The sequence below is a fragment of the Dysgonomonas massiliensis genome, assembly GCF_900240225.1.
Taxonomy (GTDB): Bacteria; Bacteroidota; Bacteroidia; order Bacteroidales; family Dysgonomonadaceae; genus Dysgonomonas; species Dysgonomonas massiliensis.
Window position 1 is genome coordinate 106,643 of sequence record NZ_OEPV01000004.1, and the last position, 25,730, is coordinate 132,372.

Genomic DNA, 25,730 nt, shown 5'->3' on the forward strand with positions numbered 1-25,730 from the left:
AGTAATATCAAAGGTATAAATCTAAAACACAATAATAAGAATGTTCGTGCATTTCTTCGAAAAAATGATTATAATTCACAATGAATCTAAAATTGACAGAAAGTGCAAAAACATTGTGGCATTGTTTTTGTTTAGCTATTATAAGGTTCGCTGAATAAAGCGAAATGTAAATAAAGTCTTATTTTTGTAAGAGATTACACATTATAAACATCAAAGGAAGGAGATAAAATGGAAAATAATTTCACACAACAGGTTCGTAAAATCATGGCTTATAGCCGTGAGGAAGCCGGACGACTCCAAAACAATTATTTGGCTCCCGAACATTTGATGCTAGGTATCATTCGTAACGGAGAAGGTCTGGCTATACAGACATTGCTAGACTTCGGGATAGACATTCTAAAACTTAAAGAAGAATTAGATTCATCTGTTGAAGGTCAGCAGGATTCAACTTATAGTATCAATGAAATTGTATTGGCAAAAGCAACAGAAAAAATATTAAAAATCAGTATGCTCGAATCACGTTTGACAAAAAGCAAAGAAACAGATTCGGAACATTTGCTACTGGCAATATTAAAAGAACATAACAATATGGCAGCATCAATATTAGAACATAATAATTTGGAATACGGTACTGCATTCAAGTATATAAAAAGCGTAACAGAGATCAACGGTGCATCTTTGGAATCTGAGCAACCACGTATGGGTGCTGACTTCACAGACGATGACGAGGAAGAAGATGCGATGACTGGTAATGACAAATCGAATGTAGGTACACAACAACCACGACAAGCTACTGATACACCGGTATTGGATAACTTTGGTGTGGACATGACAAAAGCGGCATTGGAAGGAAAACTTGACCCGATAATCGGTCGTGAGCAAGAAATAGAGCGTGTAGCTCAAATTCTAAGCCGTCGTAAGAAAAACAATCCTATACTAATAGGAGAACCGGGTGTCGGTAAATCGGCTATTGTCGAAGGATTGGCATTGCGTATTATCGAGAAAAAAGTATCGCGTACTTTGTTCGATAAACGTGTCATAGCACTTGATATGGCTTCGGTAGTAGCAGGAACAAAATATCGCGGACAGTTCGAGGAACGTATCAAAGCCATTCTTAACGAATTGGCTAAGAATCCGAATGTAATTCTGTTTATCGACGAAATTCATACTATAGTAGGAGCGGGTGGAGCTACAGGTTCGCTGGATGCGGCAAATATGCTGAAACCAGCACTAGCGCGTGGCGAAATACAATGTATAGGTGCAACAACGCTTGACGAATATCGTAAGAATATAGAAAAAGATGGTGCTCTTGAACGCCGTTTCCAGAAGATTGTAGTACAGCCTACTACAGCCGAAGAAACGCTTCAGATATTGAAAAATATCAAAGGACGTTACGAAGAACATCACAACGTGAAATATACTGACGATGCGTTAGAAGCTTGTGTGAAACTGACAGATCGTTACATTACCGATCGTAATTTCCCAGATAAGGCAATCGATGCTTTGGACGAAGCGGGATCTCGTATGCACATTGTGAATATTGAGACACCTCAGAATATAATCGATCTTGAAGAAGAATTGAGATTGATGATCGAAAAGAAAACCGGAGCAGTCAAAGCACAGCAGTACGAATTGGCAGCAAGTTTCCGTGACGAACAACGCAAGATCATGGAAAAACTGGAAGCCGAAGAAGCTGCTTGGAAAGATCAATTGAAGGAACAACCAGAGATTGTGGATGCCGAAAAAGTTTCGGAGGTAGTATCTATGATGTCGGGAGTTCCCGTACAGCGAATAGGTGAATCGGAAGGCTTGAAACTAGTTGGTATGAAAGACAGCATCAAAGCTTCGGTTATTGGTCAGGACAATGCAGTTACGAAGATTGTGAAAGCTATTCAACGTAATCGTATAGGATTGAAAGATCCTAACCGACCTATCGGAACATTCATGTTCTTAGGCCCTACGGGAGTTGGTAAGACTCACTTGGCTAAGAAAATAGCAGAAGAATTGTTCGACTCGGCCGATTCATTGATTCGTATAGATATGAGCGAATACATGGAGAAATTCAATGTGTCGCGCTTGGTCGGAGCACCTCCGGGATACGTAGGATATGAAGAAGGTGGATTGATGACCGAAAAAGTTCGTCGTCGCCCATATTCGGTAGTTTTACTTGACGAGATCGAGAAAGCTCATCCTGATGTATTTAACTTGCTATTGCAAGTGATGGATGAAGGCCATCTGACAGATAGTCTTGGACGAAAGATCGACTTCAAGAATACAATTCTGATAATGACCTCTAATGTGGGTACACGCCAGTTGAAAGACTTTGGTCGTGGAATAGGATTCAATGTCGAATCATCTATCGATAAAGAATATTCGAGAGGAGTTTTACAGAAGGCTTTGAACAAAACTTTCTCGCCCGAATTCCTAAATCGTGTTGACGATATCATTATTTTCGACCAATTAGAGAAAGATTCTATCGAAAAAATCATCGCTATCGAGCTGAAAAGTTTCTATAAACGTATCGAAGAGTTAGGATATCGTGTCGAAATGTCACAAAAAGCAATCGACTTCTTAGCCGATAAAGGCTATGATGTTCAGTTCGGAGCACGTCCGTTGAAACGTGCTATACAGAACTACGTCGAAGATGAAATATCAGAACTTATTCTGTCGGGCGAAGTAAGTGAAGGAGCGACAATTATATTCGATATTGATAAAGAAAATGATAAATTGAAAGCCTCGGTGAAGTGATATTTTTGCTAATAGATTCTAAATGATGCAACTTCATTAATTAGCTATTATCAATTTTAATAATAAGAAAGCGCAATTCTGACATAATGTTAGGATTGCGTTTTTATTTACATTTTATTGATGGAAAATGTTGTTTTGTTTATAAAATTAGTAAATTTGTAGCTTGTTTTTGTATTAAAGGAATAAATAAAGGATTAAAAATTCAACTTACTATCTTAATGAAAAAGTTTAATTTCAGTGCAGGACCTTCAATGTTACCTCAAGAGACCTATGAGGCAACTGCTAAAGCTATCCTTGACTTCGACAATAGCTTCTCGCTAATGCAAGTGAGTCATCGTAGCAAGGCTTTCCAGGTTGTCATGGACGAGACAATCGAGTTATTCAAAGAATTGCTAGATATACCATCGGGGTATTCGGTGCTTTTCCTTGGGGGTGGGGCAAGTCTTCAGTTCTGCATGGTACCATTCAATTTGCTAGAGAAAAAAGCTGCATATTTGAATACGGGAACATGGGCTAGTAAAGCTGAAAAAGAAGCGAAACTGTTTGGAGAGGTTGTACAAGTTGCATCATCAAAAGATGGAAACTACTCGTATATACCTAAAAAATACAACATTCCGCTAGATGCCGACTACTTTCACATAACAACTAACAACACTATTTTCGGTACAGAGTTACATGAAGATTTGGATTCGCCAATTTCAGTGGTAGCAGATATGTCGTCCGACATATTCTCAAGACCAGTTGACGTTTCGAAATACGGCCTAATTTATGGTGGTGCACAAAAAAATCTAGGACCATCGGGCGTTTCGTTTGTTGTAGTAAAAGATGATATCTTAGGAAAAGTGAATCGTAAAATTCCTTCGATGCTTGATTATAGAATTCACATCGAAAACGAATCGATGTTCAATACGCCTCCGGTAGTGCCTATCTATGCAATGCTACAAACTCTTAAATGGTTGAAAGCCAAAGGTGGTGTGTCGGCTATGCATAAACTTAATAAAGAAAAAGCTGCAGTATTGTATAATGAAATAGATCGCAGTTCGGTATTCAAAGGAACAGCAGCTGTCGAAGATCGTTCGTTGATGAATGTATGCTTCGTTATGGCACCGGGATATGAAGGATACGATGCAGAGTTCCTAGACTTTGCTAAAGAACGTGGACTTTATGACCTGAAAGGTCACCGCTCGGTAGGAGGTTTCCGTGCATCAATATACAATGCAATGCCTCTGGAAGGAGTCCAACAACTGGTGGATGCAATGCAGGAATTCGAAAAGAAAATCGCAAAATAAAACAATAACCAGTAAGAGCAAAGTGTGAATTTTGCTCTTATTCGTTTATAATTCAAATATACAATGAAAGTACTAATTGCAACAGATAAGCCTTTTGCTGCTCAGGCTGTGAAAGGTATAAAAGATATAGTAGAACAAGCAGGTTTCGAATTGGCTTTGCTTGAAAAATATACAGAAAAACAACAATTGTTGGATGCAGTTTCCACAGCAGATGCAGCTATCATCCGAAGCGATATTTTCGACAAAGAAGTACTGGATGCAGCAAAGCAGTTGAAAATAGTAGTTCGTGCCGGAGCTGGTTTCGATAATATTGATTTGGAGGCAGCTACTGCAAACAACATCTGTGTGATGAACACACCCGGACAAAATGCTAACGCAGTTGCCGAGTTGGTTTTCGGAATGGCAGTTTATGCTATCCGTAATTTCTATAATGGAACGGCCGGATCGGAATTGTATGGCAAAAAGCTGGGAATACACGCTTATGGTAATGTTGGACGAAATGTTGCTCGTATAGCGAAAGGATTTGGTATGGATGTATATGCATTTGATCCGTTCTTGACAAAAGAGCAAATCGAAAGCGAAGGCATAAAATATGTAGCAAATGTTGAAGATTTATATACGACTTGCCAATATGTATCATTACACATTCCGGCAACACGCGAAACAGTCAACTCCATCAATTACGATCTGCTGAAACGCATGCCTCAGAATGGTATGCTGATCAATACAGCTCGCAAAGAAGTAATCAACGAAGAAGAGTTGGTTAAGCTGTTGAGAGATCGTACCGATATCAAATATATTACCGATATTATTCCAAGCAACTATAGTCTTCTGAAAGAAGAATTCCCTACACGTTACTACTCAACGCCAAAGAAAATGGGAGCGCAGACTGCCGAAGCAAACGTAAATGCAGGGCTTGCAGCTGCAAATCAAATAGTTGATTTCTTGAAGAATGGAAACGAACGTTTCCGCGTAAATAAGTAAGCTGATAGATAAATTTATAGTCAATTAATTTTATCGAAAACAGGCTGTTCCTCAATTGGGGCAGTCTGTTTGTCTTTTAATAGTATACATAAAAAAGGCGAAGTGCGTAACTATTATATTACGCATTCAATCCAATCCGGCAATACCCATTTTTTTCATCAGAAAACAAGCATTCATATTTCGTGCAACACCCGGTTGCATACGATAAGAGAACGTCAGTTCGTTGTCTGTAATATCGGCTTCGAAGCGATAATTTCGGACTGCCTCAGGAAATTCGGTTTCCAGATTTCCGAGTTCCAGATCGTGCGTAGCAATAATTCCGTTGCCATTCATCGCAACAAGCTGTTTCATCAGAGCCAACGATCCACGTTGCTTGTCTTCCGAGTTCGTCCCTTTCAGAATCTCGTCGAGAATGATAAATAATTCTTCTCCTGATTCCAAGCGATCGATTATCATTTTCAGACGCTTCAATTCGGCAAAGAAATAAGATTCATTATCGTTCAGCGAATCACTTGTACGCAGATTAGTAACCAGTTGGAAAGGATAGAAATTCATCTGCTCGGCACAAACAACCGAACCAGCAGAAGCCAATGTGAGATTGATACCAACTGTACGCAGATAGGTACTCTTTCCCGCCATATTGGCACCCGTAACGACCATGAAATTCGGACGCGAGGTGATATCTATATCATTGCGTACGCATACATTGCGATTAATGAGCGGATGGCCCATTGCTTGTGCCTGATAGGCGAAGTTTGTTGATATTTGAGGAAAAACATAGTCGGGATGATTGTATTTGAATCGGGCAAAAGATAACAAACTGTCGAATCGGCCGATTGTGTCAGTCCAATTACTGAATGACAGAGAGCGTTTTTTTATCCAGTTTTCGATGCGTATTGCATACATCACGTTCCACGACAGAACGGGATTGAAGAACAGTAGCCCGAGAAATGTCAGCGAAAGTCCGGCATTGTGTACCAGTTTGTTCAATACTTTGATACTCTGATATGCTGATTCGGGTTCGCGAATATTCTTTTGAAGATCATTCAGATATTTACTCTTGAATTGACGATCTTCGACAATTTGCAGTAGTTTGGTGTACGAATCTATTGTCTGCTGCTTTTTGGTTAACGAGTCCAATTTTTGATTGATCTTGTTGGTTGGAATCAGCGAGATAGGAATCATAGCCATCCAAAATATAATAAACAAAGCGGAAGGAATTATTTCGCAAGCGCAGAAAACAATCATCGACACAAATAGGATAGGGTAGAGAACAGGTGTAATTCGCCAGAAAGTAGATCGCAGCGGTTGGTCAGACAGTTGTCCGATAGCTATATTTTCGGTGTTTAGACTTTCGGCCATTTGCCCCGTTGCACGGAAATGATCTATCAGATGCTGATCTTGCGAAAGCTCGTCGATGGCTTCCTGCCGTTCGCCGATCGAATCCTTTTCACTCAGCGGATCGAGTAAAGATTGTGCCAGATGTTTTTTGCCCGATAATGTGACTGTGCGGTTTAGCGATTGAAACAACGATCGTTTGCCAAACAGATCAAGATCGTTCGCATAGCTGTGCGTAGCCGAAGCAAACTCATTACCTGCATCGAAAGCCGAAAAGTCGTAGCCCAATGCTTTCAGCTCGTTGCAAGTATTATCTATCTTCAGTTCGAAATACTGTTTTTTGCGAAACAACCGGTCGTGAAATTTTGCCAGAATAAGAAAAAGAGCCAATCCGGCAACGAATATGATACCTGCCAACTGCATATCGTTCCACACCCAGTAAATTCCCATAGCTGTGGCTAAAGCAATGGCAAGACGTATTGTGCCGATGGTGAATATCTGTTTCTTCAGAGCAGTTAGTCTGGTATTATCTTCTACAATAAGATGTTCGTATTGTTCTTTTATTTCGTGGTAATTCATGGTTGGTTCATTTTAAAATAGCTCGTGCAATACGTCCAGCGATTTGAGATTCGGAAAATCGTAGAGATGCAAGCGGTAATATTCGAGAATACGGTTTATGATCGTCACACGATCTTGCTGACGGAATACAAAAAAGTGCATATTTTCGTAAGTGATGCGTGCCAATCTTGCCAAAACTTCGCTGTCGGCTACAGTCAGAACATGCGGATGTGACGGATGACGACCAACAAATTCGCCATTCAGCATGTCGAACAATTCGCCACGATTGTAATCTTCCAGATTCGGACTAAATCCCAAAAATTGTGTCAGCTTGAGCATAAATACCAAGTGATAATTTGCAATGCTTTGATGGGTCATTTCTAAGATGTTTATCGATTGGTAGATGAAATCGAAAATGAGCCGTGTATCATTTATATCGCGTAATACCCGCGTCAGAAACTCGGACAAGAAAAATGCCATCGATGTTTTACCAATATGCGAAGTGATAGACAGATAGTGCATATCGGGGCGAGCTTCGCGAATACGCTGAATATCGCGCAGTGGCTGATGATCTACTTCCAGATCCAAAACAGCAAGTGGAGTAAAGAGCGATCGCGGAACTTTGGTCGAACGACTCTTCGTTTTCGAAACCATATAGGTAACCTGCCCAGCTACTTCGGTAAATATCTGGACAAGATTATACTTTTCGCTGTAATTGATGTTATTCAGTACAATACCTTTGGTTTTGAGAAGCATCTTCGACGGACGTTTTTTTGATCTGTACAAAAGTACAAATAATAAGAATAGGCTGTACGTGTCGGAATAATTAACTAACTTCGTGTTTTGATAAAAAATACGTAATAGATCGAAATAAAATATGTACAAGAACGTAAAGAATCTGCTGTTTGACTTTGGTGGCGTCATCATGAATCTGGATAAAGAACGTGCCGTATCGCGATTCAAAGAGATAGGAGTAGCTAATATAAACGATTACCTGACATCGTACCGCCACAAAGGTATTTTTTTGGATTATGAAATAGGTAAACTTGATCGTCCACAATTTGCAGCTGCATTGCGCGAATTGACTGGTAACGATAAGATTACCGAAGCCGATGTAGACTATGCATGGCAAGGTTTTCTGATCGGTATTCCTGAATATAAATTTCAGATGCTGAAAGACTTGCGCAAGGACTATAAAGTATATCTGCTGAGCAATATCAATCCTTCGGCTATCGACTGGGCATACACTCCGGCATTCTCGCCTACGGGTGAACCAATAGATGCTTTTTTCGACAAATGTTATATGTCATACAAAGTAGGTTATGCAAAACCCGACAGAGAGATATTCGAGTATATTATTCGCGATTCGGGAATGATACCGCAAGAAACTTTGTTCTTTGACGATGCTCAGAAAAATATTGATGCAGGTATTGAATTTGGCTTCCAAACATACCTGACCGATCAGAATGAGGATCTATTGAAAGTAGTATCTCAGATCAATAAATAACTATCAATTTTAGCACGTACTATATGAGAGTAGTTGAATCTCCGAATACTTTAGATGGTCAGCCAATAGTAGCCACTATCGGTTTTTTCGATGGTGTACATCTTGGACATCGTTATCTGATAGATCAGGTAAAACACGTTGCCGGTGAACGAGGTTTGGCTTCGGCTGCAATAACATTCCCAATCCATCCGCGCAAAGTGATGCAGACCGACTATCAACCGGCTTTGTTGTGCGGGTATGATGAACGTATAGAACGCCTTTCAACTACGGGTTTGGACTATTGTATATCTATTGATTTTACAAGAGAACTATCTCAGCTTTCGGCACGAGAATTTATACAGCAAATTCTGAAAGGAAAGTATAATGTTCAGGTACTGCTCATCGGTTACGATCACCGTTTTGGTCACAACCGTGAAGATGGCTTCGAGCAATATCAGCAATATGCGGCCGAGGTAGGGATGGAGGTTATTCAAGCGCAAGCTTATCCCGATGAATATGTCAGTTCGTCGCACATACGTCAGTTATTGAAAGAAGGGCGTATAGAAGAAGCAAATCATCTGTTAGGGTATAATTATATCATTTCGGGACGCATCGTCAAAGGCTTTCAAATTGGTCGTACGATCGGTTTCCCGACAGCTAATATCGAGTCGTGGGAACGATATAAGGTTATTCCTGCTTTCGGTGTTTATGCCATTCATGTTTATATCGAAGGAAAGCGTTACGATTCGATGCTTTATATCGGAGTTCGTCCTACAGTTCAGAACGGAATGAACGTCAGTGTAGAAGCTAATATTTTCGATTTCGATGGGGATTTATACAACAAATCACTTTCGGCCGAATTTCTCGAATTTATTCGTCCCGACATTAAGTTTTCAGGATTGGATGCTCTTCGTCAGCAGCTTCAGAAAGACAAGGATAATGTAATTGAAACATTGAAAAAATATAGATAGAGTAGGGCATATTGTAATAATGATATAAGGCAGATACTAGATAAGTGTCTGCCTTTTTTGTTTGATAATGAGCTGTTTGAGCGATTGTCAAAATATTCATCTTGTTAAAAAATGCAAAGGTATTAAACCTTTCGGTTTGGAAATACTCTAACCTCTAAACGCTAAAAATTTAGAAATATGAAAAAGATAATTTGTTCTATAGTATTTTTTATGAGTGTGTCGGCAGTTTCATTTTCTCAGAACGGAGGAAAGATGCAGTACAAAGAAAGAAAAGATTTTGCTAAAGAACTGAATCTTTCGGATGAACAAAAGACTAAAGTAAATGAGTTGAACGATACATATAAAGTGAAAATTGACGAACTGAGAAAGAATTCATCTTTATCGAAAGATGAACGTAGAAAACAAATGCGCGACTTATCCGACCAAAAACACAATGACATGAAGAAAATTCTGACGGCTGATCAGATTGTAAAATTGGATGCAAGAAAAGATCAACGTCAGAATAGACAATTCAGCAATAGAAGTGGTAAACATCATCGTCAGCCAATGATGCAGAGAGGTGATAGTTGCAGAATGGATTGTATGAAAGATCTGAATCTGACAGAAGATCAGCAAGCGAAGATGAAAGCATTGAAGGATAAATATGCTGATAAATCGAAAGCATTGCGTGAAGAACGTCGTACAGAATTTGAAAATATTCTAACTGCCGATCAGAAAGCTAAGTTGGCTGAATTTAGAAAAGACAGACCTAACAGACCAAATAGAATGATGCAACATCGTCCGCCAATGATGGGCCAAAAAACTTGTAATGTAGTAGGGAATAAAGAGTTGCCTCAGGATGTGAAACTGAAATTGGAGGAGTTGGAAGCTAATTTTGTAAAAGAAAGACAAGCCATTCGAAGCACTCGCATCACGGTAGCTATGCAAGATAAGAAAATTGATGAATTACGTACAAAATATAGAGAAGACAGACGTGCTATAATGAAAGAAGCATTTCAGAAGAAATAAGTGAATTTAGATTACTGGTTATTAGTTTAGTGAAAAAGAAAAGCCACAGATAAATTTATCTGTGGCTTTCGTGTATCTATGATTATGACTAGTAACGATTAGAATACGACTTGATATCGAACGCTAAATACACTGATATTCTCGTTAGCTAAAGCTGCATTTTGTCCTAGGGACATATATGAGTAATTCAGTTTTACAGCCATATATTTGTTTAGAAAATAATTTGCACCCAAAGTAATGTCACTCATTGTTCCACCTTTCGAGAATTCGTTTCCATCCAGATTTGTATAGTTGTAACGAACTGCAAATTCTAAAGATCCAGGACGTGGTGTTGCCATACGTGACCATGAAGATGAGTATCCGTAATTACCACCTATTGCAAGAAAGCCAATTTGCGCATAGGCTCCATCAGCCTTATAGGTTGGAAGTCCGGCTCTTCTTTTTGTATTAGAATGGAAATACTCACCCTGTAGATAAAGCGGACCATATGCAGCAATAAGTTCGACTGCATACTTAGCTTGAAAATCAGCATGATCAATAGTTGTTCCAATAGCGCTTCTTGTATCTTTTGTATTTAACAGATTGCTCGCGAATTTGAATTTACGCAAATATTTTGCGCTACCTTCTTCATCTTTACCACTGGCATCAGCTTTACGCAAAGCTCCGGCTAGTCCAATGTGTAATATCTTGCCACTTTCTTTGAAAGGAGTGAAAACGAAACGACCAGCTCCCGAGTAGCCATCGTCTCCTCTGTCTTGCTCGTTTTTGATTGCTCCATTATCGGCAAATACACCTCCGCCATACCAGAATAATTTGCTCCAGCCAATGTATTCCAAACCTATCTTACGACTAGGTGCAAAAACATTTGAACTTCCATTGGGCGAAATGAATGTGGTATTGCTCGAACTTTCCATGTGATCCAATCCGAATGGTTCGATAAAGTTACCACCTCTTAGATATGAGCTTTTATTCAAGTTGTATTGTACGAAAATGTCTTTGGCTGATACTTTTGAGTTGGCATAGCCAATATCAAGCTTGACTTCCCAAGATTTATATTTAGCTTTCAGTCCCAAACGTAGGTCAGACATGGTTACTCCGTTGTCAAGTGAGGTTTCATCTTCCATAAACACTGCACCATCCAAATACATACGGCCGACTGGTGTTATTTTGATGCTTTCGTCACCAACTTTCACATCGACAGACTGAGCAGATAACATACCTGCACAAAGAAATGTGCAGGCTGTTATTATTAGTTTACGATTAAACATATACATTTAATTAAGTTGTTATTTTTTGTTTACAGCATTAGATTTAACGCCGTATTCTTCTGTAACATAAGTATATTTCTTATTGATGTTGCGATAATCATTTTCAGGAACATCGTTACAATATACAATTACAGCATTAGGATCTTTTTCCCAATATTGTTTTGCTGTTGAACCTTCCATCAAACCTCCGCTTTTACCTTCAACTTTTTTGTTGTCAGGATTAACCATAAGTTTGATTCCTGCTGATTCATTCATCATTTCCATATCACCACGGCTATTACCACCTACCAATAGAGGTCTAGCTTTGATCATAGTATGAATAACTTCAGCTTTACCACCGTCTTGAGAAACTGGGTGAACTAGTTTATCTGTAGAAATTCCATCAACAGTTGTAACTGTTCTGATACCTAGTATTCTGTCATTAGGGATACCTAATTCTTCAGCCACGAATTGTTCGTAAAGTAGTTCAGGAGAAGCTGTAATAACCCAAATCTCGAAGCCATATTCTTTCAGATTAGCAAGAAGCTCTTTCATTTCTGGGTAAAATTTAGTTTGATATTTTTCTTTGAACATATCTTTACCTAGCTTTCTGATTTCGTCAGCAGTCATACCTGATAGGTAGCGAGCTCTGTTTTGAACATACTCTAGGCCTACATTATCACCATGAAGTAACTGGTCTACAACTTGCATTTTTTCTTTCGATTTTGCATCTTTTTTACCTTCGTAAGTTCTTTTTGCATGGTCGTAAAGAGCTTCATCAGCTAAATAATAAGGAACTTGACCAAAAAGGGTTCCGTCGCAGTCGAAAGCAGCAACTTTTCTTTCAGTGATTGTGATAGTTGAGTTCAAGAAACTTTCAAGACGATCGTTAATCTCTTGAGACCAGCCTTTGATAGGACGATAAGTTTGAGCCGATAATGTTGTAACTAACAGCGAAAAAGCGACTAAAAATAAAGTCTTCCGTAATAAATTTAGATTTTTCATAATAATACTTTTAATTGGTTCAAAGTGATAAATTTGTTATAATATTTATGCAACTAATTTGTTGCTTTTTTGTTAAGAGAACAATGAGTATAAAAAACCAGCAAGGCAACCACCAGCCAATGGGCCAACTAATGGTACCCAAGCGTATGCCCAATCGGCATCTCTTTTGTTTTTCATAGGCATCAGCATATACATTAGACGTGGTGCAAGATCACGAGCCGGATTCATTGCGTATCCTGTTGTACCTCCAAGAGACATACCTATCACGACAATAAGTAAACCGACAGGCAGTGCTCCTGCAATCATTGATTGTCCTGCGAATAATATACCCATTACTAGGACGAAGGTTGCCATAAATTCGCTGAATAGGTTCCATCCGTATGATCTGATTGCCGGAATCGTACAAAATGTACCTAGCTTAACAGTTGGATCTTCTTCAGCATCATAGTGGGGTTTGTAGAATAGATATGTTAATAGTGCAGCAAACATACCCCCCAGCATTTGAGCAATGATATATCCAATTACGTTTCCGTCGAATTTGCCGGCTAAGGTAAGCCCAAGTGTAACGCAAGGGTTAAGATGAGCGCCTGAAGGTTGGGCTACATAGGCTCCGGCGAATACAGCAAGTCCCCATGCGAAAGTAATTACTACCCAACCACTATTATTGCCTTTTGTTTTAGGAAGGCATACGTTTGCAACTACACCGAGCCCCAGTAACAGCATAAGTGCTGTGCCAAAGAATTCGTATAATAAATTTGTATCCATGATGTTAGATTTTTGTTGGTATTGGTCTATTTAGATATTTGGATTATTGATATAAGCTATTTAACCCAATTTTGAGAGCGATAAATTGCGTTCGACCATTTTTTCTTAGCTAGATGCATATCAATAGTTTTGTCTGCCTCGAATCTGGTATCAACTTCCCATTGTTTTTGAACTTCTTCAATATTCTCCCAGAATCCAACAGCTAGTCCAGCTAAATATGCGGCTCCCAGAGCAGTTGTCTCTGTTGTTTTAGGGCGAATAACAGGTTGTCCTAGGACATTGGATTGGAATTGCATCAATAGGTTATTTTGTGATGCTCCACCATCAACACGTAGCTCTTTCAGACCTACACCTGCGTCAAGAATCATCGCATTGATTACATCCATTGTTTGATAGGCAATACCTTCAAGAGCTGCGCGAGCAATATGAGCGGCAGTTGTTCCGCGAGAGATGCCGACAATTGTACCTCGAGCGTATTGATCCCAATATGGGGCTCCGAGTCCAGTCAATGCTGGAACAAAATATACGTCGCCGCTATCAGGAACTTGAGTGGCAAGAGCCTCGATTTCTGAAGACGATTTGATGATTCCCAGTCCATCTCTCAGCCATTGCACAATAGCACCTCCAACGAAGATACTACCTTCGAGAGCATAAGTTGTCTTGCCGTTGATTTGCCATCCGATAGTTGTTACCAGATTGTTTTTTGATGCTACTGGCTTATTTCCTGTATTCATCAAGATGAAACATCCTGTACCATATGTGTTTTTGACCATTCCTGGTTCAACACACATTTGTCCGAAAAGAGCTGCTTGTTGGTCACCGGCAATACCTGCAATCGGAACTTTCGATGCAAAAATAGTTGTTTTGGTATGTCCGTACACTTCACTAGATGAAGCTACTCTTGGCAACATACTTTTTGGTATCTCGAAAAGTCTAAGTAATTCTTCATCCCATTCAAGAGTATTGATGTTGTAAAGCATGGTTCTTGATGCATTCGAAACATCAGTAACATGTACTTCGCCTCTTGTCAATTGCCACGTAATCCATGTGTCAACAGTTCCAAATACTAGTTCACCTTTTTCTGCTCGTTCGCGGGCACCTTCAACATTATCTAAAATCCATTTAATCTTCGTAGCACTGAAATAGGCGTCGATTATAAGTCCGGTTTTAGCTTTGACCTTTGGGATCAATCCTTGGTATTTCAGTTTATCACAATATTCGGCAGTACGTCTGTCTTGCCAAACGATAGCATTATAAACAGGTTCGCCTGTGTTTCTATCCCATACAATTACCGTTTCACGTTGATTGGTGATACCAATAGCTGAGATATTTGTTCCATTGATCCCGATCTTGGTAATGGCCTCAGCTGCAACAGAGGCTTGCGTAGCCCAAATCTCATGTGGATCATGTTCTACCCAACCACTTTGTGGGAAGTGTTGTGTAAATTCGCGTTGAGCGACTGAACATATTTTTCCAGAATGATCAAAAACAATTGCTCGTGAGCTGGTTGTACCAGCATCGAATGCTAAAATGTATTTTTCCATGATATTAAAAAGTGATGATATTGTTGTTTCTTTATTTATCTAGGTATTTGGTCGATGTTTTTCGTGGTTGTTGTGACTTTATGTCCGCCATGATGGTTTGTAAGGTTCTAGCAGATAGTCTTGAGCTAGATTTACAAATTGACTGATTTGTTCTTTTTCCCAAGTTGCGTCTTTCCCTAATTCTTTACTCATAATCGAAGCTACAGTTGGAGCTATTTCGATAGATAATCTGGCATCGAGTAGGAGAGCACGTAATCTGCGCGAAAGTACATCTTCTACTGTTTGTGCCATCTCTTCTCTCACAGCCCATACAACCATACTCTTAGTATAATCAAGCTCTGGATGTAATTTCTGCGCTAGTTCTGGATTTTCTTTTTCAATCTTAAGTATTGAACTCCAATCACTACCATACACATAATTGAAATTTGAACGGTCTACATTCTCTTGATAGCCATGTATACGTAGTTCTTCGGTTTTACATTCTACTGCTTGAAGATGACCAACCTCGATTGATTTGTCAACCACATCTTTGGCCATATCTCGGTAAGTAGTCCATTTACCACCGGTTATGGTTATTAATCCACTTTCAGATGTGACAAGCTTATGACTACGCGATATTTCTTTTGTCTTTTGAGGATTTGATGATTTTGTAGGAGCTGCAAGCGGGCGTAAACCAGCGAATACAGATAATACATCTTCGCGTTTAGGTTGTTTGGCTAGATATTGTCCTGCAGTTTTCAGAATAAATTCTATTTCACTGTCTAAAGCTTTTGGCTCAAGAACGAATTCGTTCATAGGAGTATCTGTTGTGCCTAAAACGACTTTCCCATGCCATGGAACTCCAAATAAAACGCGTCCGTCAGAGGTTTTGGGAACCATAAGAGCCGAATCTCCACCTAAGAAAGATTTGTCTACTACGAGGTGTACACCTTGGCTTGGACGGACAATATTATCAATGTGCGGATTGTCTTTTTGCATCAGATTATCTACAAATATTCCGGTTGCATTTACTACGACTTTCGTTTTAAGTTTCAATATCGTACCGTTTATTTGATCTTGAGCTATGACTCCACAGATTTTACCTTCTTTATCTTTCTCAATGTCATTAACTTTTACGTAGTTTGCAGCAGCTGCACCCTGTTCTATAGCAGTTTGCATTAAATTGATCCCCATTCTGGAATCGTCAAACTGCCCATCGTAGTATACAACTCCTCCTTGTAGGCCATTTTGCTGTATTTGAGGAATCTCTTTAATAACACTTTTCTTACTCATAGGTAATGATCTACCTAAACCTTTTTTACCAGCTAATACATCGTATAATGTAAGCCCAATAGTGTAAAATGGTTTTTCCCACCATCTGTAGTTTCCTATAATGAAACGTTGGCTTTTCACGAGGTGAGGGGCATTGATTCGCATAAGACCACGTTCGTGCAGTGCTTCAATGACTAGGCTTACATCACCTTGTGCTAGATATCTGACACCTCCATGCACTAATTTAGTACTTCTGCTCGAGGTTGCTTTCGTAAAATCATGTTGTTCTAGTAATGCTACTTTGTATCCGCGTGTGGCGGCATCTAGCGCTGTTCCTAGTCCAGTTGCTCCTCCTCCAACAACAACTATATCCCATTCTATGGAGTTGTCTGCAAGTTGTTTTAATATGTGGTCTCTATTGATCATAAGAGTAGATTTATGTAACTATTCATACGCAAATATAAATATAAAAACTAAAAAAGCAAACAATCGAAACATATTTTTTAAAAAATCGAAATTAATACATTATTAATCGGAATTCGTGGTGAGCTAAATAGCTTTTGCTTAATGATTTTAGGTCTATGTTATATTGATTAGTAATTTATTTTTGGATTTTATGTTTTATTGTAGAAAATTTTCTATATGTTTGTAAGAGTGTAAAATGTGATAAATATCCAAAATAATATGGGTAATATAGCTAAACGACATACATATATCCTCGAATTATTGAAAGCAGATGGATACGTGAAAGTTCAAGAGTTGAGTGAAGCATTGGGCGTATCTGAAGTTACGATTCGTAAAGACTTGAAGCAACTCGAAAGTAAAAAACTTTTATATCGGAATCATGGAAGTGCTAGTAGTTTAAGTTCTATAATAGAAGATAAGCACTTTGATGAGAAAGAGAAGGTTTATCAAAAAGAGAAATCAGACATCGCCAAAGCAGCGACAGAACTTTTAGAGCTAAATGATAAAATAATTATTGCTTCCGGAACAACATTGCTAGCTTTTGCAAAAGAAATTCATACGCGTGAGCCAATTACTGTTATTACACCATCAGTAAAGGTTTCGCTTGAGTTATGTTATAATCCAAATATTGAGATCATTCAGTTAGGGGGAACTCTACGTAAGAATTCGGTTTCAGTAATAGGTCATTACGCAACAAATATTTTAAGTGATGTTTCGTGTAATAAGCTATTTATAGGTGTAGATGGCTTGGATTTGGATTATGGCTTAACAACCAGTGATATGAACGAAGCGCGCATAAATCAAGTGATGATAGAAGCTTCACAGAAAGTTATAGTTTTGACAGATTCATCAAAATTTGGTAAAAGAGGATTCTGTAAAATATGTGATTTTAATAAGATACATCATATTATTACAGATGCAGGTGCGCCAAGTCATGTAATTGAAATGATTCGTGATAAAGGTATAGAAGTCACGATTGTATGACGCTGATAAATAGATAGATAAAAATAAAGCTTCAAGTATAACTTGAAGCTTTATTTTTGATGTTTATCTCATGTCTGAATCTTTGTTTGTTTCATGTACAATGGCATCAACAGCAGCAACTACAGCTAGATTTACGATATCTCGTACCGAACTTTCGATGTCAGTGAAATGGACTGGTTTGCGTAATCCCATTTGGATAGGTCCAATTGTATCGCCCGCAATACCCATTTCCGACAATAATTTACTAGAAACATTAGCCGAGCTAAGATTCGGGAAAATAAAGGTATTTACGTCCTTCCCTTTTATCGTGTTGAAAGGGAATGTTTCATCTCTTAGTTCTTTATTTAGGGCAAAATTTATCTGCATCTCGCCATCTATATCCATTTCAGGGTGGAACTCGTGAAGATGCTTAACGACGTTTGATATTGTCTTTGGACTACCATCTTGCTCGGTTCCGAAATTGGAGAACGAAAGCATAGCCATAACGGGGTTGCTATTGAAGAAACGAACTGAAGAATATGTCATCTTGGCAATATCCAAAAGTGCTTCTTCATTAGGCCAGCGGTTGATTAGTGTATCTGCCATGAAGAATGGACCGCGTTTTGTCTGAATAATGTGTAATGCAGCAAAATGCTTGTATTGTGGTTGAATTCCGATAACTTCTTTTGCAATTTTGGCAAATTCCTGATAGTGGCTATATACCCCCGTAACTAGTCCGTCTGCATCTCCGCATTCGACCATCATCATTCCGAAATAGTTTCGAATATTCATTTTTTCGAAAGCTTCTTGGAAACCGATACCTTTTCGATGACGTTCTTCACTCAATTTTGCGGCATATCTGTTTCGTTTGTCATCTTCTTTTATTGATCTGTGGTCAATAATTTGAATGCCCGTAAGGTCTATGTTTTCTTCTTTGGCTATTTTTTCTACTCTCTCAGGATTACCAAGTAGGATAGGGATGCATAATTTTTCATTATAAACAATGTTGGCAGCCTTAATCATATTCTTATGGTTCCCTTCACAGAATACAATACGTTTAGGTTTGCTCTTGGCAAGAGAACTCAGGTTGTTTATGATAGTGTTGCTGTAACCCATCATAACCGAAAGTTTGTTTTCGTATTCTTCCCAATCATCAATCTTACGACGTGCTACGCCTGTTTTGATAGCAGCCTTGGCTACAGCCATCGAAACACAAGTCAGAAGGCGAGGGTCAAGAGGCTTAGGTATAATATATTCAGGTCCGAAAGATAATCTTTTGAGCTGATATGCTGTATTGACAACATCAGGAACCGGTTGCTTTGCTAATGAGGCCAATGCTTTTACAGCAGCCATTTTCATTTCTTCATTGATAGATGTAGCTTGTACATCCAGTGCTCCTCTGAATATATATGGGAAACCTAATACGTTATTTACTTGATTAGGATAATCAGAACGACCAGTTGCGAAAATTATATCTGGACGTGATGCCATTGCATCTTCGTAGGAAATTTCTGGATCAGGATTGGCCAGAGCAAAAACGATCGGGTTTTTATTCATCGATTTTACCATGTCCTGAGTGAGTATATTTCCTTTCGAAAGACCAACGAAAACATCGGCTCCGTTAATAGCTTCAGATAATGTTTTCAGATCAGTTTTAACTGCAAATTGCTTCTTAATTTCATTCAGGTCTTTTCTGTCCGTAGATATAACACCTTTGCTGTCACAGATCAATATATTTTCAGAGCGTACTCCTAAGCGCATATATAGTTTAGTGCAAGCAATAGCCGAAGCTCCTGCTCCATTCACAACAAGCTTAACATCCTTCATTTTCTTGCGTGCAAGATCTACTGCGTTGAGTAGTGCTGCAGCAGATATGATTGCTGTACCGTGTTGATCGTCGTGCATGACCGGAATATCCAATTCATCCTCCAGACGACGTTCTATTTCGAAACATTCGGGAGCTTTGATATCCTCCAAATTAATACCTCCAAAAGTTGGCGCAATAGCCTTTACAGTTTGGATGAATTTTTCAGGATCTTTTTCGTCTACTTCTATATCGAATACATCGATACCCGCAAATATTTTAAATAGTAATCCTTTACCTTCCATTACGGGTTTACCTGCCAATGCTCCTATGTCGCCTAATCCGAGTACAGCTGTACCATTCGAAATAACACCAACTAAGTTTCCTTTGATTGTATACTTGTAGGCGTCATCCGGATTTTTTTCTATCTCGAGACATGGTTCGGCTACTCCTGGAGAATACGCCAGAGCTAAATCAGTTTGAGTTCTATGAGGTTTACTTGGTACTACCTCTATTTTACCATGTGGCTCTACTTCGTGATACTTTAGAGCTTCTTCTCGCGTAATTTTGGGCATAAATGTCGTATTAGAATGGTTTGTATAATATTGCTTAAAATTTAAGCTTAGCTATCTTTTCTTATTAACTTGAATTTCGTTTTTTATAACTTTTCTGGCAGTTTCGATTATTGTATCAATTTCTCGTAGATTGGTATCCATATCTACAAACAAGTCCGGATCAATTCCAAATTCGATATGTTCCATTGATGCATCATGTATTGGTGATGCCGAGAAGCGGACAGACCAACCATTTGGTATTTCGGATGAAAATGGCAGGCCACTTCCTCCTCCGGTTTTGTCTCCAACGATCACAGCATTGGGTGCATAACGCATGGAGTTGACAAAATCATTGGTTGCACTATAGCTGCTTCTGTTTGTTAGAACAACAACAGGACCTTGATATCTTAATCTGTCGTTTGGAGGTGTGATATATTGGGCATAAGGTTTCGAAAAACTATCGTGCCCTTTTCCAGTTTTGTGCTGTATATAACTTACTAATGTCTTTTCTTTAAAAAAACGTTCAGCTAGTCTTTCGCTATTGGTTAATGCGCCACCTCCATTGTTGCGCACATCAACTATGATACCATCACATGGCATCAGATATTTTATAATATGGTCTAACTGGCTAAGACTAGTGGATATCGAAAAATCTCCATAATACAAGTAACCGATATTATCTTCGAGAATTCTATATTTTATTCCTCCAGATATACGATAATCAGTACCGGTACCGAGATAATACTTCTCTTGTATATTTGCATCAAAGTTTTTCGGATAGTCTTCGAACCATGCTAAATATCTGATTCTATCGTGTTTCGCAACTAAATTTACATGACCGTCTTTCAGTTCGTTTAACATTTCTCCCATTACATAGAAAAACTCTTCATCTGTCATTTCTTCTTCAACACGAGCTGAATATCGAGTGTAGACTTCATCCCAATCAACGAAATCTTTTTTATATTCAAAAAAACAATATTTCTGATCAAAGATGGTCCATAAAGCTTCGAAATTTCCTTTTTTGGAATTTTCGAAATTATCTTCATGAAAGCAAGAAGTAAGAATAAATGTGATAAAAATGAAAAAAAGTAATCTGATCTTCATGTATACTCTGTCTATCTTGATGATGTTCATTTCAAAATGATGGTTAAGGTAGTAATAATTCTTTGAATTCGTCGAATGAATATCGATAATAATTTAGATCAATTTTCTCATCAACACCAGGAAGTTTTCCTGAATGAGAAAATTGCCAGATTCTCCAGTTTATATCATCTGATGGTTCTTTGTGTAGGTCGCATATCCAAAAAGGATTGTCGAGAAACGATCCTTTGATGTACAATTTATAACAATCTTTGTTTGTATATATCAATGGACGAACTCCGTAATGTTCATATAAGGCACTCTCTAATTCCACCAATTCATGCTTTATCATGGCTATATATGAAGCATCATCACTATAGGTATTGATTGTTGAATGTTCGACATCGATTGCCGGAATCAAATCTCCACTTTGGCATTTGGCAGTACGGATGAAATGCTGAGCTTGATCACGACCAGATACACCAAATCGGAAAAAATGGTATGACCCAATTTTAACTTGTGCTTCACGTGCTTGTTCGTAATTGTATATATAATTACGATCTAAATGATCAACGCTTTCGGTAGCTTTTATATATCCGAAATATATATCCTGTTCACTGACCATTTCCCAGTTGATGATCGGTTGATGATGAGATATATCGATCCCTTTGACAATGTATTTTGAAGATTCGAATTTTTGTGGTTCACGAAAATAATTTTTGTAGAACAAGAATGCTGTAATACCAACGATTGCAATTAGCAGGGCACTAATTGCAACACGTCTGGTTAGTTGATCTTCTTTGTTTATACGTTTTTTAGCCTTCTTTTTTCTAGGCTTAACTTTCTTCTTTACAGCCATTGATTATTCGAATAAAGGTGTTTCAGAGAACGGTTTACCTACCTTATCTTTTTCAGACAGAATGATTTCAGATTCATTTATATTCCAATGGATATCTAAACTAGAATCATTCCATAATAATGTTGCTTCGTGCTCTTTTGAGTAGATATTATCTACTTTGTATGCAAAGACAGCCGTTTCGCTTATAACCTTGAACCCATGTGCAAAGCCACGCGGAACAAATAGCTGTGTTTTGTTTTCCTCAGAAAGTTCGATTGCAAGATGTTGTCCAAAAGTAGGAGATGATTTTCGAAGATCGACTATTACATCTAGAACAGCTCCTTGTAGTACTCTTACCAACTTCGCTTGTGAGTATTCTCCGGTTTGATAATGTAATCCACGAAGAACTCCTTGAGTGGATTTTGACTCGTTATCTTGTATAAAATTGATTTGCCCGACATGTTTTTCGAATTGATCATATCTGAAAGACTCCATAAAATAGCCTCTTTCGTCGTAAAATACCTTTGGCTGAATCAGCCACACATCGTGCAAAGATTGTTTTATAAATTCCATTATAAGTTAAGATAGTAGACTTAGTATATATTGACCGTAAGCAGTTTTATCGAGCTTTTGCCCTAATTCTTCCAGCTGATTATCAGTTATCCATTTGTTTCTCCATGCAATCTCTTCGATACATGCAATGTAGAAACCTTGTCGATTTTGAATCGTTTCAACATAGTTTCCAGCTTCTAGCAAGCTGTCGCAGTTACCAGTATCAAGCCATGCAAATCCACGACCGAAAAGCTGAACCTGAAGCGATCCTTCTTCTAAATATAACTTGTTGAGATCTGTAATTTCATATTCGCCGCGTGCAGACGGTTTCAAAGCTTTTGCTCTTTCACAAACAGTATTGTCATAGAAATATAATCCAGGAACAGCATAGTTTGATTTTGGTTTAGCAGGCTTTTCTTCCAACGAAACGACGTTGTTATTTTCATCGAATTCGACAACGCCATACGCACGTGGATCTTTTACGTAATATCCAAATACACAAGCCCCTTTCTCAATACTTGCTGCTTGATGAAGCATTTTTGAGAAATTCTGTCCATAGAACATATTGTCTCCAAGAATTAAGCAACCAGCTTCTCCGTCAAGGAACTTTTCGCCGAGTACGAATGCTTGTGCCAAACCGTTAGGAACTTCTTGAATAATATACTCGAATTTCATTCCCAATTCTTCGCCACTTCCCAATAACTCTTTGAACATAGGTAGATCACGTGGAGTAGATATAACTAACACTTCACGTATACCTGCTAGCATAAGTGTTGATAATGGATAATAAATCATCGGTTTGTCGTAAACCGGCATGATTTGTTTCGATATTGCTTTAGACAGCGGGTAGAGACGAGTAGCGCTTCCACCTGCAAGAATTATTCCTTTCATATGTTGTGTCCGAAGTTTGTTATTTCTCAAATTTGGCTATAAATTTAAGCAAAGATAGCATTTCCTTCTCGAACATATAGTGGATTGGTCAATTTATTGCCAACGAAAAAGAGCATCCTTAGTAGGACGCTCTTTCATGTTAGTTTATGCTATAACTTGCTTAAAATGATCAAGGAACATATCTGCTTGTTCTATAGTCAGGCAGAGTGGAGGAAGTAATCGAATTACATGAGCTCCCGTTACACCCGTGAATATTTTATGATCAAACAGCAGTTTTGAACGTATTTCTTTGATTGGTTCGTTGAATTCCATTCCTATCATCAGACCAAGTCCGCGAACTTCTTTGATTTGAGGGAACTTCTTGAGTTCATTCATCAGATATTCGCCAACTTTCTGTGCATTATCTACAAGTTTCTCATCTTTCATGATGTCAAGGACAGCAATTGCAGCTGCACAAGCAAGGTGATTACCTCCGAAAGTAGTTCCTAATTGTCCGTGAACAGCTTTGAACATGGGACTGATTAATACTGCTGACATTGGGAATCCGTTAGCTATACCTTTAGCAACAGTAATAAGATCAGCTTTTATATCCATATACTGATGAGCGAAGAATTTCCCGCTACGTCCATATCCTGATTGTATTTCGTCCAGAATTAGGATAGTTCCGGTTTCAGTACATATTTTACGAAGTTCTTGCATGAATTCTTTTGTCGGTATTTTAATACCTCCAACACCTTGAATACCTTCAATAAGAACTGCTGCGTATTCTTTAGTCGAAAGTTCTTTCTTGACGAAATCGATATCACCCCATGGAGCGAAAGTTATACGATCCGTTTCATTGAAAGGCGATATATATGAAGGATTATCTGTAGCTACTACCGTTGCCGATGTTCGTCCATGAAAAGCTTTTGCAAACGAAAGCATTCTTTTGCGTCCGTTGTGGAACGACGCAAGTTTCATCGCATTTTCATTAGCTTCGGCTCCCGAGTTGACAAGAAACAAGTCGTAGTCAGGATATCCGCATTGTTCAGATAATTTGTCAGCCAGCTCCACTTGCAGTTTATTAACGATTGAGTTCGAATAAAAAGCTATTTTATTTAGCTGATCGTTAACTTTCTCAACATAATGAGGATGAGTATGTCCTACGCTGATAACAGCGTGACCACCATATAGGTCTAAATATTTATTCCCTTTGTCATCATATACATAGCAGCCTTCGCCTTTAATGATATTGATGTCGAATACGGGAAATACGTCAAATGGTTTCATTTATTGATTGTCAGTTTTAAATCTGCTAAAAAGTAACACTTGTGTACAGATTTTTATTGTTTTGGTTTTATTACTTTGTTCCCAATATTGATTTATCTATTTTATAGTATATAGATAAATTATACAAAGAACGATTGCAGTAGTATAAAATTAAAATGCCGAAGCTTTCAATTTCAATCCTGCTGTTTCTTCTAATCCAAATATGAGATTCATATTCTGGACAGCCTGACCTGATGCCCCTTTCAGCAGATTGTCTATACAAGATAGAATCAATAGTTTGTTACCATGTTTTTCGACATGAACAATACATTTGTTTGTATTGACAACCTGCTTCAGATCAGGATTCTTATCCGTTACAATAGTAAAAGGACAAGATTCGTAAAAATCTTTATATAGCTTCTGAGCATCTTCTTCAGTACCATCGAAATCGAGATATACCGAAGCAAAGATTCCACGAGTAAAATTACCTCTGACAGGTATAAAGTTTATGTAAGGTGAGAAGTCATTTTGTAATTGAATCAACGATTCACTTATTTCTTGTAAATGCTGATGCTCGAATGCTTTATAGACTGAAATGTTATTTTCACGCCAGCTAAAATGCCCGGTAGCACTGGGTTTTACACCTGCACCGGTTGAGCCGGTAATCGCATTTACATGTATTTCGGAATTGATAAGTCCAGCCTTTGCTAAAGGTAATAGTGCTAACTGAATTGCTGTTGCAAAACAGCCAGGATTAGCAATATATTTTGCGTTTACAATTTGATCTTTGTTTAATTCTGGTAATCCATATACAAATTTATTTCCTTCAGCTTTGTGGCGATAATCAGTTGATAGATCAACTATTTTCAGATGCTCGGGAACTTTGTTGGCATCTAAGAATTTTTTAGTATCTCCGTGAGCTGTACAGAAAAATAAAACATCAATTTTATCGTAAGGTAATTGATCGGTGAAACTCATTTCAGTATCGCCCAACAATCCTCCATGTACGTCATAAAGTTTATTTCCTGCATTACTGGTACTATTTACAAATACCAATTCTACTTGCGGATGATTCAATAAAATGCGTATCAACTCGCCTGCAGTATATCCGGCACCTCCTATAATTCCTACTTTAATCATT

General features: G+C 38.3%; 21 protein-coding genes. 7 read left to right on the forward strand and 14 right to left on the reverse strand.

The window, feature by feature from the left end:
- The first annotated feature begins 228 nt into the window (after positions 1-228).
- The 3 genes from C1A06_RS05250 (at position 229) to C1A06_RS05260 (ending at position 5,021) form a co-directional block, all read left to right on the forward strand.
- Complete coding sequence (locus C1A06_RS05250; RefSeq protein ID WP_101689193.1) at positions 229-2,748, forward strand: ATP-dependent Clp protease ATP-binding subunit; 2,520 nt, start codon at positions 229-231, stop codon at positions 2,746-2,748.
- 218 nt (positions 2,749-2,966) lie between these two features.
- Positions 2,967-4,037: a 3-phosphoserine/phosphohydroxythreonine transaminase gene (gene serC / locus C1A06_RS05255; protein WP_101689355.1), complete on the forward strand. Its 1,071-nt coding sequence runs from the start codon at positions 2,967-2,969 to the stop codon at positions 4,035-4,037.
- A gap of 63 nt (positions 4,038-4,100) precedes the next feature.
- Positions 4,101-5,021 (forward strand): 3-phosphoglycerate dehydrogenase, encoded by a 921-nt coding sequence (locus C1A06_RS05260; protein WP_101689194.1) that lies wholly within the window; start codon positions 4,101-4,103, stop codon positions 5,019-5,021.
- A 126-nt stretch (positions 5,022-5,147) separates the two neighbouring features.
- On the opposite strand, the gene C1A06_RS05265 is transcribed toward C1A06_RS05260, so the two are convergent.
- Positions 5,148-6,938 (reverse strand): MutS family DNA mismatch repair protein, encoded by a 1,791-nt coding sequence (locus C1A06_RS05265; RefSeq protein ID WP_101689195.1) that lies wholly within the window; start codon positions 6,936-6,938, stop codon positions 5,148-5,150.
- 12 nt (positions 6,939-6,950) lie between these two features.
- Positions 6,951-7,673, reverse strand: a complete 723-nt coding sequence (recO, locus tag C1A06_RS05270; protein WP_101689196.1) for a DNA repair protein RecO — start codon at positions 7,671-7,673, stop codon at positions 6,951-6,953.
- 121 nt (positions 7,674-7,794) lie between these two features.
- Here recO and C1A06_RS05275 point away from each other — a divergent pair, with 121 nt between their 5' ends.
- The 3 genes from C1A06_RS05275 to C1A06_RS05285 all read left to right on the forward strand — a co-directional run bounded on the left by C1A06_RS05275 (position 7,795) and on the right by C1A06_RS05285 (position 10,382).
- Positions 7,795-8,424: an HAD family hydrolase gene (locus C1A06_RS05275; RefSeq protein ID WP_101689197.1), complete on the forward strand. Its 630-nt coding sequence runs from the start codon at positions 7,795-7,797 to the stop codon at positions 8,422-8,424.
- Between the two features lie 23 nt (positions 8,425-8,447).
- Positions 8,448-9,374 carry a riboflavin biosynthesis protein RibF gene (gene ribF / locus C1A06_RS05280; protein ID WP_101689198.1) on the forward strand — a complete coding sequence of 309 codons (927 nt, stop codon included), beginning with the start codon at positions 8,448-8,450 and terminating at the stop codon, positions 9,372-9,374.
- A gap of 177 nt (positions 9,375-9,551) precedes the next feature.
- Positions 9,552-10,382, forward strand: coding sequence for a DUF4890 domain-containing protein (locus C1A06_RS05285; protein ID WP_145996350.1), 831 nt, complete (start codon positions 9,552-9,554; stop codon positions 10,380-10,382).
- Between the two features lie 98 nt (positions 10,383-10,480).
- Here C1A06_RS05285 and C1A06_RS05290 read toward each other — a convergent pair whose 3' ends face one another.
- From C1A06_RS05290 to C1A06_RS05310, 5 genes are all read right to left on the reverse strand, one after another.
- On the reverse strand, positions 10,481-11,650 hold the full coding sequence (locus C1A06_RS05290; protein ID WP_159461383.1) for an OprO/OprP family phosphate-selective porin: 1,170 nt from the start codon (positions 11,648-11,650) through the stop codon (positions 10,481-10,483).
- An 18-nt stretch (positions 11,651-11,668) separates the two neighbouring features.
- Complete coding sequence (locus C1A06_RS05295; protein ID WP_101689201.1) at positions 11,669-12,634, reverse strand: HAD family hydrolase; 966 nt, start codon at positions 12,632-12,634, stop codon at positions 11,669-11,671.
- Between the two features lie 72 nt (positions 12,635-12,706).
- Entirely contained in the window at positions 12,707-13,399 is a 693-nt protein-coding gene (locus C1A06_RS05300; RefSeq protein ID WP_101689202.1) for an MIP/aquaporin family protein, read from the reverse strand.
- Positions 13,400-13,455: 56 nt separating this feature from the next.
- On the reverse strand, positions 13,456-14,943 hold the full coding sequence (gene glpK, locus C1A06_RS05305) for a glycerol kinase GlpK (RefSeq protein ID WP_185116816.1): 1,488 nt from the start codon (positions 14,941-14,943) through the stop codon (positions 13,456-13,458).
- 78 nt (positions 14,944-15,021) lie between these two features.
- Positions 15,022-16,617 carry a glycerol-3-phosphate dehydrogenase/oxidase gene (locus C1A06_RS05310; protein ID WP_101689356.1) on the reverse strand — a complete coding sequence of 532 codons (1,596 nt, stop codon included), beginning with the start codon at positions 16,615-16,617 and terminating at the stop codon, positions 15,022-15,024.
- Positions 16,618-16,878: 261 nt separating this feature from the next.
- Here C1A06_RS05310 and C1A06_RS05315 point away from each other — a divergent pair, with 261 nt between their 5' ends.
- Positions 16,879-17,643 (forward strand): DeoR/GlpR family DNA-binding transcription regulator, encoded by a 765-nt coding sequence (locus C1A06_RS05315; RefSeq protein WP_101689204.1) that lies wholly within the window; start codon positions 16,879-16,881, stop codon positions 17,641-17,643.
- A 63-nt stretch (positions 17,644-17,706) separates the two neighbouring features.
- Here the strand turns inward: C1A06_RS05315 and C1A06_RS05320 are convergent, their stop codons facing one another.
- The 7 genes from C1A06_RS05320 to argC form a co-directional block, all read right to left on the reverse strand.
- Positions 17,707-20,001, reverse strand: a complete 2,295-nt coding sequence (locus C1A06_RS05320; protein WP_101689205.1) for an NADP-dependent malic enzyme — start codon at positions 19,999-20,001, stop codon at positions 17,707-17,709.
- 51 nt (positions 20,002-20,052) lie between these two features.
- Positions 20,053-21,084, reverse strand: a complete 1,032-nt coding sequence (locus tag C1A06_RS05325) for a S41 family peptidase (RefSeq protein ID WP_101689357.1) — start codon at positions 21,082-21,084, stop codon at positions 20,053-20,055.
- A 43-nt stretch (positions 21,085-21,127) separates the two neighbouring features.
- Positions 21,128-21,919 (reverse strand): glycoside hydrolase family 25 protein, encoded by a 792-nt coding sequence (locus C1A06_RS05330; RefSeq protein WP_101689206.1) that lies wholly within the window; start codon positions 21,917-21,919, stop codon positions 21,128-21,130.
- 3 nt (positions 21,920-21,922) lie between these two features.
- Positions 21,923-22,471, reverse strand: coding sequence for a dTDP-4-dehydrorhamnose 3,5-epimerase (gene rfbC / locus C1A06_RS05335; RefSeq protein WP_101689207.1), 549 nt, complete (start codon positions 22,469-22,471; stop codon positions 21,923-21,925).
- Between the two features lie 6 nt (positions 22,472-22,477).
- A complete protein-coding gene (gene rfbA / locus C1A06_RS05340) occupies positions 22,478-23,341 on the reverse strand; it encodes a glucose-1-phosphate thymidylyltransferase RfbA (RefSeq protein WP_101689208.1) in 864 nt (287 codons plus the stop codon).
- A gap of 144 nt (positions 23,342-23,485) precedes the next feature.
- Complete coding sequence (locus tag C1A06_RS05345) at positions 23,486-24,610, reverse strand: aspartate aminotransferase family protein (RefSeq protein WP_101689209.1); 1,125 nt, start codon at positions 24,608-24,610, stop codon at positions 23,486-23,488.
- Between the two features lie 150 nt (positions 24,611-24,760).
- On the reverse strand, positions 24,761-25,729 hold the full coding sequence (argC, locus tag C1A06_RS05350; protein WP_101689210.1) for an N-acetyl-gamma-glutamyl-phosphate reductase: 969 nt from the start codon (positions 25,727-25,729) through the stop codon (positions 24,761-24,763).
- Position 25,730 lies beyond the last annotated feature (1 nt).